The 16,959-nt window shown below is 71.9% G+C and carries 1 protein-coding gene (only partly in view); it reads left to right on the forward strand.

The window, feature by feature from the left end:
• On the forward strand, positions 1-16,886 hold the 3' end of the coding sequence (locus ACWDUM_RS27540; RefSeq protein ID WP_450136456.1) for a non-ribosomal peptide synthase/polyketide synthase. It extends 26,620 nt beyond the left edge of the window; 16,886 of the gene's 43,506 nt are visible here — the last part of the coding sequence; its start codon lies off the left edge, out of view; it ends in the stop codon at positions 16,884-16,886.
• The last annotated feature ends 73 nt before the right edge of the window (positions 16,887-16,959 follow it).

The following is a 16,959-nucleotide window of genomic DNA, read 5'->3' on the forward strand; positions in this document are numbered from 1 at the left end:
AGGCGGCGGCGTACGTGGACCGCACCGCGGTGGTTGCTGCCGGCGAGCGGTTGTCGTACGGCGAGCTCGCGGAGCGGGTGAACCGACTCGCCCGCGTGCTGATCGCCGAGGGCGTCGGGCCGGAGTCGATGGTTGCGGTCGCGATGCCGCGTACCGCCGACCTGGTGGTCGCCCTGCTCGCGGTGCTCACGGCCGGCGGCGGCTACGTGCCGGTGGATGTCACCTACCCGCAGGACCGGCTGGCGTACATGCTTGCCGACTCGAAGCCGGTGGTCGTGCTCTCCACCGCCGCGGACGTGGACTCGTTGCCGGACAACGACATTCCGAAGCTGCTCCTGGACTCCACGGAGCTGGCGGCGCGGATGTCGCAGGTGTCGGCCGCGCCGGTCACCGACACCGAGCGGGTTGCGGCGTTGTCGCCGCAGCACCCGGCGTACGTGATCTATACGTCCGGTTCCACCGGTCGCCCCAAGGGCGTCGTGGTGCCGCACGTGGACGTGCTCACCCTGATGGCGAACACGCAGACCAAGTTCGGGTTCGACGAGACCGACGTGTGGACCATGTTCCACAGCTACGCGTTCGACTTCTCGGTGTGGGAGCTGTGGGGTCCGCTGCTGTTCGGCGGCGAACTCGTCATCGTCGACTACCTGACCTCGCGCTCGCCGGAGGAGTTCCTGGAACTGCTGCGGCGGGAACGGGTGACGGTGCTCAACCAGACGCCGTCGGCGTTCTACCAGCTCGCGGAAGCGGACCGGGTTGCAGGGGAGAGGTCTGTCTCCGGCGAGGGGGAGAGGTCTGTCTCCGATCAGCTGAGCCTGCGGTACGTGATCTTCGGTGGCGAGGCCCTCGACCTCGGCCAGCTCGAACGGTGGTACGAGCGGCACGACGAGCAGTCTCCGCGCCTGGTGAACATGTACGGCATCACCGAGACCACGGTGCACGTGAGCTTCCTGTCCCTCGACCGCGAGTTCGCGCGGGAGTCGAAGGCCAGCGTCATCGGTCGCGGCCTGCCGGGCATGGGTGTGTACGTGCTCGACGCGCGGCTGCAGCCTGCGCCGGTCGGTGTGGTCGGCGAGATGTACGTCCACGGTGGGCAGTTGGCGCGCGGCTACCTCGGTCGCCCCGACCTGACGTCGGACCGTTTCGTGGCGAACCCGTTCGCGACCGGGGCGACGGGGAATGTTGCCGTCGGGGATCGGATGTACCGCACCGGCGACCTGGCGCGCTGGAATGCCGACGGTCAGCTGGAGTACCTGGGGCGCAGTGACTTCCAGGTGCAGCTGCGCGGCTTCCGGATCGAGCTCGGCGAGATCGAGTCGGCGCTGCTGCGCTACGAGGGTGTCGCGGCGTCCGCGGTGCTGGTGCGCTCCGACGAGCACACCGGTGACCGTCTCGTCGGCTACGTCGTCCCCGAGGCCGGTGTCACCGTCGATGCGGATGCGGTACTGGCGTTCGTCGGTGAGTTCCTCGCCGCGTACATGGTGCCGTCGGCGCTCGTCGTGCTCGACGAGTTCCCGCTGACCGCGAACGGCAAGCTGGACCGCCGCGCTCTGCCCGCCCCGGACTTCCTCTCCGCGGCAACCGAGTTCGTCGCCCCCCGGACCCCAGTGGAGGAGGCGATCGCCGCGGTCTTCTCGGAGGTGCTCGGCGCCGAGCGTGTGGGTGTCCACGACAGCTTCTTCGACCTCGGCGGCAACTCTCTCGTCGCGACCCGAGTGGTCGCCCGCGCGAACGCCGCCCTCGACGCCCGCGTCGGCGTCCGGGACCTGTTCGAGGCGCCGACCGTCGCCGAGCTGGCGCAGCGGTTCGAGCACGCCGATCGTGCCGACCGCCCGGCGCTAGTCGCGGGCCCGCGCCCCGACCGGGTGCCGCTGTCGCTGGCCCAGCAGCGGATGTGGTTCCTGAGCCGCTTCGATCCGGAATCCCCGGCCTACAACATCCCGATGGCGGTGCGACTGTCCGGCGAGCTGGACACCGACGCGCTGGCCGCGGCCGTGCGCGACGTCCTGGTCCGGCACGAGTCGCTGCGGACCGTGTTCCCCGACTCCGTCGACGGCCCGGCCCAGGTGGTCGTCCCGGCCGCCGAGGTCGAGTTCGACCTCGCCCCGGTCGCGGTGGCGGAGGCCGAGCTGGCCGCCGCCGTCGTCGCCCTGCTGTCCACCGGCTTCGACGTCACCGCCGCCCCGCCGGTGCGGGCCCGGCTGCTCGCCGTCGACGCCGCAGGAGTGGAGTCTGCGGAACGACCCGCAAGCACCGAGCACGTGCTGGTGATGGTGGTGCACCACATCAGCGCCGACGGCATGTCCATGGCGCCGCTCGCGCGGGACGTCATGATCGCGTACACCTCCCGCGTCAACGGGATTGCGCCGCAGTGGCTTCCGCTTCCGGTGCAGTACGCGGACTTCGCGATCTGGCAGCGCGCGCTGCTCGGGTCCGAGGACGACCCGCAGTCCCTCGCCGCGCAGCAGGTCGACTACTGGACCACCGCGCTCGCCGGGCTGCCGGATGCGCTGGACCTGCCCACCGACCGGCCGCGGCCGGCCGAGCAGTCGATGCGCGGCGGACGCCACATGTTCTCGATCGGCGAGGACACCCGCCGGGCCGTGCACGAGGTGGCGACCGCGCACGGCGCCACCCCCTTCATGGTGTTGCACACGGCACTGACGGTGCTGCTCTCGCGCCTGACCCGGGAGACCGACATCGCGATCGGCACTCCGATCGGTGGCCGCGGCGAGGCCGCGCTCGACGATCTCGTCGGCATGTTCGTCAACACGATCGTGCTGCGGGCACAGGTCGACGGTGACGACACGTTCGCGGACCTGCTCGCCCGCGTCCGGCACTCCGATCTCGGCGCGTTCGGGCACACCGACGTGCCGTTCGAGCGGCTCGTCGACGTGCTGAACCCGACCCGCTCGACCGCGCACCACCCGCTGTTCCAGGTGTCGCTGTCGCTGCAGAACCAGGACCGGGCCGAGTTCGAGCTGCCCGGCCTGACCATCAGCGCCCTCGACCCGGGTGCCGAGGTCACACAGTTCGACCTCGACCTGACGGTCGGCGAGGGCGTCGGCGAGGCCGGCGCACCGGACGGCATGTACGCGTACTTCACCTACGCGACCGACCTGTTCGACGAGTCGACGGTCGCCGGGTTCGCCGAGCGGTTCGTGCGGATCCTCGACGCCGCCGTCGCCGACCCGTCGCTGCGGGTCGGGGACGTCGACGTGCTCGCCCCGGCGGAGCGCGCGCAGGTGCTGCGGACGTGGAACGAGACCGCGACCGAGCTCGCACCCGCGACGCTCGTGTCGTTGTTCGACGAACAGGTGGCCCGCACCCCGGACCGGGTCGCGGTGCTGTTCGGGGGAGAGCAGCTCACCTACGCCGAGTTCGACGCCGCCGCGAACCGACTGGCGCGGGAGCTCATCGACGCCGGTGTCGGACCGGAGAGCCTGGTCGGCCTCGCGATGCGTCGCTCGCTGGACCTGATGATCGGCATGTACGCGATCGTCAAGACCGGTGGCGCGTACCTGCCTCTCGACCCGGACCACCCGGCCGAGCGCACCGCCGACGTGCTCGCGTCCGCCGATCCGCGAATCGTGCTGACCACCACCACGGACGGTGTGGATCTGCCCGCCGACCGCACCGTGCTGTACGTCGACACCCTCGACCTTTCCGGTCGGGACGCGTCGCCGGTCACCGACGCCGAGCGGATCGCTCCGCTGCGTCCGGAGAACACCGCGTACGTCATCTACACGTCCGGCTCGACCGGGCGGCCGAAGGGCGTCGCGGTCGAGCACGCCGCGATCACCAACCAGACCCGCTGGATGCACGCCCACTTCGGCATGACCGCCGACGACCGGGTGATGCAGAAGGCGCCGATCACCTTCGACGTGTCGGTGTGGGAGTGTTTCGCCGCGCTGCAGGTCGGTGGCCGGGTGGTCGTGCTGCGCCCCGACGGGCACCGCGACCCCGAGTACCTGACCGAGGTGATGGCCGCCGAGGGCATCACCATCGCCGAGTTCGTGCCGTCGCTGCTCGAAATGCTGCTCGCCAGCCCCGACATGGGGGTGCCCGCCTCGATGCGGCACATCCTCGCCGGTGGCGAGGCACTGACCCCGCAGACCGCGCGGAAGATCGCCGATCTCGGTACCGCCGTGGAGAACACCTACGGTCCGACCGAGGCCGCGATCACCACGACAGCGTTCGACGCCGCCGAGGCCGGCGAGTGGATCGTCCCGATCGGCCGCGGTGTCTGGAACACCACCGCCTACGTGCTCGACGCACGCCTGCAGCCGGTGCCCGTCGGCGTCGCCGGTGAGCTGTACCACGGTGGCGACCAGCTGGCCCGCGGCTACGTCGGCCGTCCCGACCTGACGGCGGACCGGTTCGTCGCGAACCCGTTCGAGGGCAATGGGTCCCGCCTGTACCGCACCGGCGACCTGGTGCGCTGGAATGCGAACGGGCAGCTGGAGTTCCTGGGCCGCACCGACTTCCAGGTGAAACTGCGCGGCCTTCGTATCGAGCTCGGCGAGATCGAGTCGGCGCTGCTGGCGCACCCGCGGGTCGAGCAGGCCGTCGTGGTGCTGCACAGCGACCCGCACACCGGCGACCAGCTGGTGGCGTACGTCGTCGGCGGAGGCGTCGAGCCCGTCGGCACCGCCGACATCATCGACCCGGCCGAGCTCAAGGCGCACCTGGCGCAGCGGTTGCCGAGCTACATGGTCCCGGCGGCGTTCGTCGCGCTGGAGGAGATGCCGCTGAACGCCAGCGGCAAGTTGGATCGCCGCGCCCTGCCCGCCCCGCACATCGAGGTCGACCAGGCCGCCTACGTGGCGCCGCGTGGCCCCGTCGAGGAGATCGTCGCGGCGGTGTTCGCGGAGGTCGTCGGCCTCGACCGGGTCGGCGCCACCGACAGCTTCTTCGAACTCGGCGGCAACTCGCTGGTCGCGACGCGGGTGATCGCGCGCGTCAACGCCGCGCTCGGAACCGCCCTCGGCGTCCGCGCGCTGTTCGACGCGCCGACCGTCGCCGGTCTCGCGCAGCAGGTCGAACGTGCCGGTGCCGGCCACGCCCGGCCTGCGCTCGCGCCGCGCCCGCGTCCGGAGCGGATCCCGCTCTCGCTCGCACAGCAGCGGATGTGGTTCCTCAACCGGTTCGACACCGACTCGGCGGCGTACAACATCCCGCTCGCGGTGCGGCTGTCCGGTGACCTCGACGTCGCCGCCATGGCCGCCGCGGTCCGGGACGTCGTCGCTCGCCACGAGTCGATCCGCACGGTGTTCCCCGACTCGGCGGACGGCCCGCACCAGGTGATCCTCGGCGTCGACGAGGTCGTCACCGAGCTGACCCCGATCGACGTCGCCGCCGACGAGATCGTCTCGGTGGTGGGCGAATTCGCGGTCACGCCGTTCGACGTGACCGCGCAGGCCCCGGTCCGGGTCGCGCTGTTCCGGATCGCGGCGGACGAGCACGTGCTCGCGTTCGTCGTCCATCACATCTCCGGTGACGGATCGTCGACGGCGCCGCTGGCCCGCGACGTCATGGTCGCCTACCTCGCCCGCTCGACGGGTGAGGAGCCCGGCTGGGCGCCGCTCGAGGTGCAGTACGCGGACTACACGCTGTGGCAGCGGGACCTGCTCGGCGCCGAGGACGACCCGCAGTCCCTCGCGGCGGAACAGGTGGCGTACTGGACCGGCGCCCTGGCCGGGGTGCCCGAGGTGCTGGCGCTGCCGACCGACCGGCCGCGCCCGGCGGACCGCACCCAGCAGGGCGCGACCGCCGAGTTCGAGATCACCGCGCAGACGCACGAGCGACTGCGGGCGATCGCCAAGGACAACGGCGCCACGCTGTTCATGGTGATGCACTCCGCGCTCGCGGTGCTGCTCGCCCGGCTGTCCGGTACCTCCGACATCGCGGTCGGCACCCCGATCGCCGGTCGCGGCGAACGTGCCCTCGACGACCTCGTCGGCATGTTCGTCAACACCCTGGTGCTGCGCACCGAGGTGGATGCCGCCCGCGGTTTCGATGCGCTGCTCGAGCAGGCCCGCGAGGTGGACCTGGGTGCGTTCGCCCACGCCGACCTGCCGTTCGAGCGGCTCGTCGACATCCTCGACCCGGCCCGCTCGACGTCGCACTCGCCGCTGTTCCAGGTGGTGCTTTCCACCGAGGACATCGGCGAGGAACGGTTCGAGCTGCCCGGGCTGACGGTCAGCGGCATCGCCGACGACACGCACGTCGAGAAGTTCGACCTGGAACTGTCGTACGCGGAGCGGGTCGACGCCGGCGGTCGCGCCGAGGGCATGACCGCCCGGTTCGGCTACGCCACCGACATCTTCGACGCCGCCACGGTGGAGCTGTTCACCGCGCGGATGGCCCGGATCCTCGACGCGATCGCCGCCGACCCGTCGGCACCGGTCGGGGACATCGAGATCCTCGGCGCTGCCGAGGCCGCGCAGCTGGCGCCGGTCCGCGGCGCCGCCGCCGTCGGTGTGGGCACCCTGCCCGAGCTGCTGGCCGCGGCCGCCGCACAGGATCCGGCCGCCACCGCGATCGCCTTCGGCGACGTGACGGTCGGCTACCGCGAACTCGACGAGCGCTCGACGCGACTCGCCCGGATCCTCGTCGACCGCGGCGTCGGACCGGAGAGCTTCGTGGCCCTCGGGCTGTCCCGGTCCATCGAGTCCGTCACCGCGGTGTGGGCGGTCGCCAAGTCCGGCGCCGCGTTCCTGCCGGTGGACCCGAACTACCCGGCGGACCGGATCGCGCACATGCTCACCGACTCGGGTGCCCCGATCGGCATCACGGTCCGCACGCACCGCGAGTCGTTCGACGACTCCATCGACTGGCTGGTGCTCGACGACGCGGACTTCGCCGCCGAATGGGCCGGGCAGTCGGACGCACCGATCACCGACGCCGAGCGCACCGCCCCGCTCGACGTCCGCAACGCCGCGTACCTGATCTACACCTCGGGTTCGACGGGTCTGCCCAAGGGTGTCGCGGTCACCCACCAGGGCCTGCACAACCTGGCCGCGGACGTGCGCACCCGCTGCGCGATCACCCCGGCGTCCCGTGTGCTGCACGTGACCACGCCGAGCTTCGACGCGTCGATCATCGAGTACCTGATGGCCTTCGGCTCGGGCGCGGCCCTGGTCATCGCCCCGCCGGAGGTCTTCGGTGGTGCCGAGCTGACGGCGCTGATGCGGGACCAGGAGGTCACCCACGCCTTCATCACCCCGGCCGCCCTCGCGTCCCTGGACGAGAGTGCGCTGGACCGGCTGGAGATGGTCGGCACCGGCGGCGACGCCTGCCCGCCCGAACTCGCCGAGCGCTGGGCGCGCGGCCGTGCGATGTTCAACATGTACGGGCCGACCGAGTCGACGATCGCAGTCGTGATCGACGGCCCGATGGTCGCCGGCGAGCCGGTCGCGATCGGTACACCCACGGTGGGTGTCGAGGCGCTGGTGCTCGACGCCCGGCTGCGGCCGGTGCCGGTCGGCGTGCCCGGCGAGCTGTACGTCGCAGGCCCGGAACTGGCCCGTGGCTACCACGCGCGGGCCGGGCTGACCTCGGACCGCTTCGTGGCCAACCCGTTCGCGGTCGGGGCGAGCGGAGCGACGGGGAATGTCGCCGGTGCCCGGATGTACCGCACGGGTGACGTGGTCCGGTGGACCGGGGAGGGCTCCGCGCTGCGGCTGCAGTACCTCGGCCGGTCCGACTCCCAGGTCAAGGTGCGTGGCTTCCGCATCGAACTCGGCGAGATCAACGCGGCGCTGGCGTCCTACCCGGGAATCGACTTCGCGCACACCGCCGGTCACGTCGCCGAGTCCGGCGAGACCCATCTGGTCTCGTACGTGCTCGGGGCTCCGGGCGCCGACATCCGGGTCGCCGCGGTGTCCGAGCACATCGCCCGGACCCTGCCCGCGTACATGGTCCCGTCCGCGATCGTGGTGCTCGACGAGCTGCCGACGACCCCGGCGGGCAAGCTCGACACCCGGGCGCTGCCGGAGCCCGAGATCGTCACGGTCACCGGTGGATTCGTGCCGCCGCGGACCGCGACCGAGGAGATCGTCGCCGGCGTGTTCGCCGAGGTGCTCGGAGTTGCACGCGTCGGCTCGACGGACAGCTTCTTCGACCTCGGTGGCAACTCGCTGTCCGCAACGCGGGTCACCGCCCGTGTCGGTGCCGTGCTCGGTTCCACCCTCGGTGTGCGCCAGGTGTTCGACGCCCCGACCGTCGCCGCACTGGCCGCGTACGTGGACTCGGTTCGCACGCAGGGCGTCTCGCGCCCCGCGCTGGTGCCTGCGACCCGTCCGCAGCGGATCCCGCTCTCACTGGCGCAGCGGCGCATGTGGTTCCTCAACCAGTTCGACACCGACTCGGCGGCCTACAACATCCCGTTGGCCGTCCGGCTGTCCGGCGACCTCGACGTCGCGGCGCTCGCTCGCGCCGTCGCCGACGTCGTCGACCGGCACGAGACGTTGCGGACCGTGTACCCGGCGGTCGGCCGCGAGCCGTACCAGGTGGTGCTGCCGGCCGACGAGGTGATGCCGGCACTGGCGCCGCGTCCCGTCTCCGAGGACAACCTGCTCGCCGCGGTGGTCGACTTCGCGTCCGGTGGATTCGACGTCACCGTCGCCCCGCCGCTGCGAATCGCCCTGTTCGAGACCGGGCCGAGCGACCGGGTCCTGGTCGTGGTCGTGCACCACATCGCCGGCGACGGGTCGTCCATGGCACCGCTCGCGCGTGACGTCATGGTCGCCTACGGCTCGCGGACCGCGGGCCTGCCGCCGCAGTGGACCGAACTGCCGGTGCAGTACGCCGACTTCGCGATCTGGCAGCGGGAGGTCCTCGGCGACGAGAGCGATCCGCAGTCCCTCGCTGCACAGCAGATCGCGTACTGGCGGGAGGCGCTCGACGACCTGCCGACGCAGCTGGAACTGCCCACCGACCGGCCGCGGCCGCCGGTGCAGTCCCTGGCCGGCGACACCGTCGAGTTCAGCGTCGACGCCGACACGCACCGTGCCCTGGTCGAGGTGGCCCGCGCCGGCGGCGCCAGCGTCTTCATGGTGATGCACGCCGCCCTGTCGGTGCTGCTCGCCGGGCTGTCGGGAACCACCGACATCGCCGTCGGCACCCCCTCCGCGGGCCGCGGCGACGCCGCGCTCGACGACCTGGTCGGCATGTTCGTCGGCACGCTCGTGCTGCGCGCCCAGGTCGACCCGGACATCACGTTCGCCGACCTGCTCGAAGCGGTCCGCGAAAGCGACCTCGGGGCGTTCGGCAACACCGACATCCCGTTCGAGCGGCTCGTCGAGGTGCTCGACCCGGAGCGGTCGACCGCGCACTCTCCGCTGTTCCAGGTGATGCTCACGTTCCAGAACCTGGAGCAGGCGAGCTTCGAGCTGCCCGGCCTGACGGTCGCCGCCGTCGAATCGGGTCCGGAACCGGCGAAGTTCGACCTGACCCTCGGCCTGCAGGAGACCTACCGTGAGGACGGTGCGCCCGCGGAGATCGCGGCGTCGCTGAGCTACGCCACCGACCTGTTCGACGCGTCCACCGTCCGCGGTTTCGCGGACCGGTTCCTGCGCGTGCTCGCGCAGGTGTCGGCGAACCCGGCGGTGCGCCTCGGCGACGTGGACCTGCTCGGTGCCGAGGAACGCGCCCGGGTTGCGGAGTTCGGCCGTGGTGCCGGCTCCGCGGTCGGGGAGGCCACGCTGCTCGGCCTGGTCGCTGCACAGGTCGCCCGGAGCCCGGATGCGGCAGCCGTCGTCGACGGTGACCTGGCGCTGTCCTACCGCGACCTGGACGAACGCGCGAACGCCCTTGCCGCGCAACTGTCCTCGGCGGGTGCGGGTCGCGACGACGTGGTCGCGCTGGCGCTGGGCCGGTCGGTCGACTGGATCGTCGGCATGCTCGCGGCGTGGAAGGTCGGAGCGGGATACGCCCCGGTCGACCCGGCGCACCCGGTGGACCGAATCGCCGCCCTGCTCGCCGACACCGGCGCCCGTGCGCTGGTCGCGACAGCGGAGTGGATCGCGGCCGCGGGCCCCGGTGACACCCTCGCCGACGCCACCGTCCTGGTGGTGGACGCGCAGGAGGTCGGCGAGACGGCGGCTCCCGCCGACGTGTGGTCCGAGCCGGGTGCCGGCGCGCGCCTCGGTTACGTGATCTCCACCTCGGGTTCCACCGGGCGGCCGAAGCCGACCCTGGTGCCGATGGCCGGTATCGCCAACACCGTCGACTGGTATCGCAGCGAACTCGACCTGTCCGCCGGAGACGGTGTGCTCGTCGCGTCGTCGCCGAGCTTCGACCTGACCCAGAAGAACGTGTGGGCCGCGCTCGCGTCCGGTGCCACCGTCCATCTGGCGGGGGAGGGCTTCGACCCGGCGGCCATCCTCGGCATCATCGCCGCCAACGCGGTTGCGGTGGCGAACATGTCGCCGTCCGCGTTCGAGGCGGTCGTCGACGCCGACGCCGCGGGCGTGCTGGCGGGGCTGAAGATGCTGTTCCTCGGCGGCGAGGCCGTCAAGCTGACGCCGCTGCGCGCGCTGATCGACGGCGGACTGCGGGTGTTCAACAGCTACGGCCCGACCGAGGCGTCGGACGTCGTCTCCTTCCACGAGGTGGGTCGCGACGAGCGCGGCGCCGTGCCGATCGGTTCGCCGATCCCCGGGGTCGAGCTGTTCGTGCTCGACGACCGGCTCCGGCCGACTCCGATCGGGGTGGCCGGCGAGCTGTACGTCGGCGGCATCGCCGTCGGCCGCGGCTACGGCGCCATGTTCGGCCAGACGGCGGACCGGTTCGTCGCGAACCCGTTCGGCGACAGCGGTTCCCGGATGTACCGGACCGGTGACCTGGTGCGCTGGAGCAACTCCGGCGAGCTGGACTACCTGGGCCGCGCCGACTTCCAGGTCAAGCTGCGTGGTCTGCGGATCGAGCTCGGCGAGATCGAGGCGGTGCTGCACGAGCAGGACACCGTCGCGCAGGCGGCGGTGCTGGTACGGGAGGACAACCCCGGCCAGCAGCTGCTCGTCGGCTACGTGGTGCCGACCCCGGGTGCGGTCGTCGACGAGGCGGCGCTGATCGCGGCGCTCGGCCGACGTCTGCCGGACTACATGGTCCCCGCGGTGTTCGTCGGACTCGACGAGTTCCCGCTCAACCGCAGCGGCAAGCTCGACCGCAAGGCGCTGCCCGCGCCCGACTTCGCGGCGCGTGTCCGCACGTCGCGGGCGCCGCGGACCGAGACCGAGAAGGTGCTCTGCGACCTGTTCGCGCAGCTCCTCGGCCTCGACTCGGTCGGCGTGGACGACTCGTTCTTCGCGCTCGGCGGCGACAGCATCCTGTCCATCCAGCTGGTCGCCCGCGCCAAGGCCGCAGGCATCGTCCTGACCCCGAAGATGGTGTTCGAGCATCGGACCGTGGCGGCGCTGGCCGCGGCGGCCGCCAGCGTCGAACTCGAGGTGCTCGAGGAACTGCCCGGCGGCGGTGTCGGCGAGATCCCGCTTTCGCCCATCGGGCACTGGATGATCGAGCACGGCCGCAGCTACGACCGGTTCTCGCAGGCCGAGATCCTGACGCTGCCGCGGGACGTCGACCTCACCCACCTGACCGGCGCGGTGCAGGCGGTGCTCGACCACCACGACATGCTGCGCGCCCGGCTGACCGTCACCGACGGTGTCGGGGCCCTCGAGGTTCTCGAGGCCGGCACCGTCGACGCCGCGGACCTCGTGCACACGGTGTCGTACGCGGACGACTTCGTCGCCGCCGCGGCACCGGAACTGGACGCGGCCGCGGACCGGCTCGACCCGGCCCGCGCCGTGATGCTGCAGGCGGTGTGGTTCGTTCCCGCCGACGAGCAGGCGCCCGGTCAGCTGATGCTGCTCGTGCACCATCTCGCGATCGACGGCGTGTCCTGGCCGATCCTCAGCGGCGACCTGGTCGCCGCGTGGGGTCAGCTCGCGCACGGTCAGTCGATCGAGCTCGCCCCCGTCGGCACCTCCGCGCGGCGCTGGGCGCACGGCCTCGTCGACGAGGCCCGGTCCGAGCGCCGGGTCGCCGAACTGGACATCTGGCGCGGCATCCTCGAGGGCCCGGACCCGGACCTCGGGTCGCGACCGCTCGATACGGCCCGCGACGTCGTCGCCACCGTCGAGGACCTGCACGTCGAGGTCCCGGCCGAGATCGCCGAGACGGTGCTCACCGTGCTGCCGCGCAAGTTCCACGGCACCGCCAACGACGGACTGCTCACCGCGCTCGCGATGGCGCTCGTCACCTGGCGCGCCGAGCGTGGCGTCGACGAGCCGACCGCACTGGTCAACCTCGAGGGCCACGGCCGCGAGGAGCAGGTGCTGCCCGGTGCGGACCTCTCGCGCACCGTCGGCTGGTTCACCACCCAGGTCCCGGTCCGCCTCGACCTGTCGGGCGTGGACCTCACGGCCGCGTTCACCGGCGGCGCCGACCTCGGCGTCGCGGTGAAGGCGGTCAAGGAACAGCTGCTCGCGGTTCCCGACCACGGCATCGGCTACGGCCTGCTCAGCCGGCTCAACCCCGAGACCGCCGAGGTCCTCGGCGGGTTCGCGGCGCCGCAGATCGGCTTCAACTACCTGGGCCGGCGCGGCACGGTGTCCGACGAGCAGAGCTCGATGTCCGACGAGCAGAGCTCGGTGTCCGACGAGCAGCAGGCAGGCGAGGGTTCGCAGGTCAACCTGGCCGGCGCCCGCAACGACGACATGGCCGTGCCCGCGGTGCTGGACGTCAACGCGATCGCGGTGGGCACCCCGTCCGGCGCGAAGCTGGTGGCCACCTGGTCGTACGCGACCGGACTGCTCGGCCGTGACGAGGTGCAGCGGTTCGCGGACCTGTGGGTCGAGGCGCTGACGGCACTGGCCGCGCACGCCGACCGTCCCGACGCCGGCGGCCGCACTCCGTCCGACTTCGAACTGGTCACCGTCGACCAGCGGCAGATCGAGAAGTGGGAGGCGCAGTACCCGGAAATGTCCGACGTCTGGTCGCTCTCGCCGCTGCAGGACGGCCTGCTGTACCAGTCTCAACTGGCCGGCGACGACACGGACTACTACCAGGTCCAGATGATGCTGACCCTGACCGGCACGGTGGACGCCGACCGGATCCGGGCGGCCGGGCAGGCGCTGCTCGACCGGTACCCGAACCTGCGGGTTGCCTTCAGCTACGAGGGCGGCGTCGGCGCACAGATCGTTCAGCGCACCGTCACCCTGCCGTGGCGCACCGTCGACCTGACCTCGGTCCCGGTCACCGAGCGGGACGCGGCGCTGACCGAGTTGCTGGCCGCGGACCGCAGCGAGGGCTTCGACCTCGCCTCGGCGCCCCTGATCCGGTTCACCCTGGTCAAGCTTGCCGACGACGAGTACCGGCTGATGCTCCTCAACCATCACGCCCTGCTCGACGGCTGGTCCACGCCGCTGCTGTTGCGGGACCTGTTCGCGCTGTACGCCACCCGTGGCGACGCGACGCACCTGCCGCCGGCCCGTCAGTACCGGGATTTCCTGGCCTGGCTGTCCCGGCAGGACCGCGCGCACTCGCTCGAGGCGTGGCGGACCGCGTTCGAGGGCAGCGACGAGCCGACCATGGTGATCGGTGACAGCGGCGACGAACTCGGCGACTCGCACGAGCTCGCCGCCCACCTCGACACCGAGCTGTCCGACGCGCTGGTCGCTCTCGGCCGCGAACACGGGTTCACCATGAACACCGTCGTGCAGGCCGCGTGGGCGCTGGTCGTCGCGACCCTGACCGGACGCGAGGACGTCACCTTCGGCGCCACCGTCTCCGGCCGTCCGCCGCAGATCGACGGCGTCGAAGAGATGATCGGCCTGTTCATCAACACGCTGCCGGTTCGGGTGCGGCTCGACGTGACCGAGTCCGTGACGCAGCTGCTGTCGCGGCTGCAGGGGGAGCAGGCCGACCTGCTCGACCACCACTACGTCGGGATGGCGGAGATCCAGTCCGTCGCCGGCCAGGGCACGGTGTTCGACACCCTCGCGGTGTTCGAGTCGTACCCGGACGCCGGTGGCGCCGGGGGCGGCGACATCGACGGCATGACCGTTGCGGGAATGTCCGGCAGCGACTCGGTGCACTACCCGTTGGCACTGGTCGCGGAGTACGACGGCACGCTGGCGCTGCGCCTGAAGTTCCTCGACGGCGTCGTCTCGGTGGACCGGGCGCAGGAGGTCCTCGGGTTCGTGACCCGTGCGGTCCAGGCGTTCGCCCGGGCTCCGCACACGGCACTGGCGTCGCTGGACCTGCTGGACCCGGCGCACCGCGCCGAGCTGGTGCCGGCCCACGGCCCGCAGGGCCACGGGTTCCGCAGCCTGCCGGACGTGCTCGCCGCCGCCGTCGCCGTGGATCCGACCGCGCTCGCCCTGATCGAGGGCGACGAGGCGCTGACGTATCGGGACCTCGACGAGCGGTCGAACCGGGTCGCCCGGCTGCTGCTCGAATCCGGTGTCGGTACCGAGAGCGTCGTCGCGATCGCGCTGTCCCGGTCGATCGAATCGGTCACCGCGATCTGGGCGACCGCGAAGGCAGGGGCCACGTTCCTGCCGATCGACCCGAGCTACCCGGCGGATCGCATCGAGCACATGCTCACCGACTCCGGTGCAGTGCTCGGGTTGACGATCGGTGCCCACCGCGACGGCCCGCACGCCGGGTTGCCGTGGATCGTCCTGGACGACGCCGACGTTGCGGCGCGGCTCGGGGAGACGGCCTCGGCCCCGATCACCGATGCCGACCGCACCCACCCGGTGCGCCCGGCCTCGGCGGCGTACATGATCTACACCTCCGGATCGACGGGCCTGCCGAAGGGCGTCGTGGTCACCCACCGCGACCTGTTCACCACCGCCGAAGAGGCGCGCACGCGCTTCCACATCGAGGCCGGCGACCGGGTGCTGCACGTGATCTCGCCGAGCTTCGACGCGTCCGTGCTCGAATACCTGATGGCGTTCGGATCGGCCGCGACGATGGTCGTGGCGCCGGCGTCGGTGTTCGGTGGCGCCGACCTGGCCGACCTGATCCGCAAGCAGCACGTCACCCACACCTTCATGACGCCCGGTTCGCTGGCGTCCGTCGACCCCGACGGACTCGACGAACTCCGGGTCGTGGTGGTCGGTGGCGAGGCGTGCCCCGCGGACCTGGTGACCCGGTGGGCACCCGGCCGGACGTTCGTCAACGCGTACGGTCCGACCGAAACGACGATCTGGGTCACCGCCACCGGAGGACTGCAGTCCGGGGAACACGTCACGATCGGTGGCCTGCTGGCCGGCGTCGGAGCCGTCATCCTCGACCGGCAGCTGCGGCCGGTACCCGCCGGTGTTCCCGGCGAGCTGTACGTGTTCGGCACGTCGCTGGCCCGTGGCTACCACCGCCGCGCGGGTCTCACGTCCGAGCGGTTCGTGGCAAACCCGTTCGGTGCACCCGGCGAGCGGATGTACCGGACCGGCGACGTCGCGCAGTGGATCCCCGGCGACGGCGACGATCGGTGGATCGTCGACTACCTGGGTCGCTCCGACTTCCAGGTGAAGGTCCGTGGTTTCCGGATCGAGCTCGGCGAGATCGAGTCGGCGTTGACCGCGCACCCGAGCGTGGAATTCGCACACGTGATCGGTGTGCCCGGTCCCGGCGGCGCGACCGCGCTGGCCGCATACGTGCTGCCCGTGGACGGTGCCGAAGTCGACCCGGTGACGCTCACCGCGTTCGTCGGGGAGGGGCTGCCCGCGTACATGGTCCCGGCGGCGATCGTGCCGATCAGCGAGATCCCGCTGACCGGCGCAGGCAAGATCGACCGCAAGGCACTGCCGGAACCCCAGTTCGCGGAGCGGGCGCCGTACGTCGCTCCCGGCACACCGACCGAACGGATCGTCGTCGAGGCGTTCGAGGAGGTGCTCGGTGCCGAGGGCGTCGGCATCGACGACGGCTTCTTCGATCTCGGTGGCCACTCGCTGCTCGCCACCCGCCTGGTCGCCATGGTCGGCGACCGAGCCGGGGTGCGCGTGCCGCTGCAGTGGATGTTCACCGACCCGACCCCGCGCCGCATCGCCGAACGCATCGACGCCGCCCGCGCCGGATCGACCGAGGGCGAGGCCGCCCTGCAGGTGATGCTGCCGCTGCGCAGCGCCGGGTCGCAGCCGCCGCTGTTCTGCGTGCACCCGTTCGTCGGCCTGTCCTGGTCGTACGGCGGGCTCGCGCAGCACCTGTCCGCGGACCGCCCGGTGTACGGCATCCAGTCGCCGGCACTGTCCGGTGGGGTCCTGCCCGACACGATCGAGGACATCGCGGAGCTGTACGTCGAGCAGATCCGCGCGGTCCAGCCGGAGGGCCCGTACCACCTGCTTGGCTGGTCGTTCGGTGGTGTCGTCGCGCACGCGATGGCCGTCCGGCTGCGGGCACTGGGCGAGCGGGTGGAGTCCCTCGTCATGCTCGACAGCTTCCGCGACCTCGTCGAGGTCGGATCGGTCGCGGCCGCGGACAACATGGGCGAGGTCGTCGCCGGACTCGGGTTCGGCATCGATCTCGGGCCCGATCCGGCGGAGCTGACCCCGCAGCGGCTGCTGGAACTGCTGCAGGCGGTGCCGGGCTTCCCGGCCTCGTTGACCGCGGCGGACCTCGACCGGATCCTCGCCAGCGCCGGGCGCGCCGGGGACCTCATCGAGGCGTACGCCCCGCAGCGGTACGACGGACGGGTGGACTTCTTCGCCGCCCGGCGCGGGGACCTCGGCCACCTCGACGGGGCTGCACAGTGGTCCGAGTTCGTCGGGGCCACCGTCATCCACGACGTCGATTCCGACCACAACGGAATGACGACGCCGCGGGCGCTGGCGCAGATCGGGCCCGTGCTCGACGGGATCCTGCGCGAGCGGGGCTGACACCCGGGCACAGAAAGGGCCCCACCGCGATGCGGTGGGGCCCTTTTCGTCGAGCGCGGTGTTCGGGTGGTGC

Source organism: Rhodococcus sp. NPDC003322 (assembly GCF_053589555.1).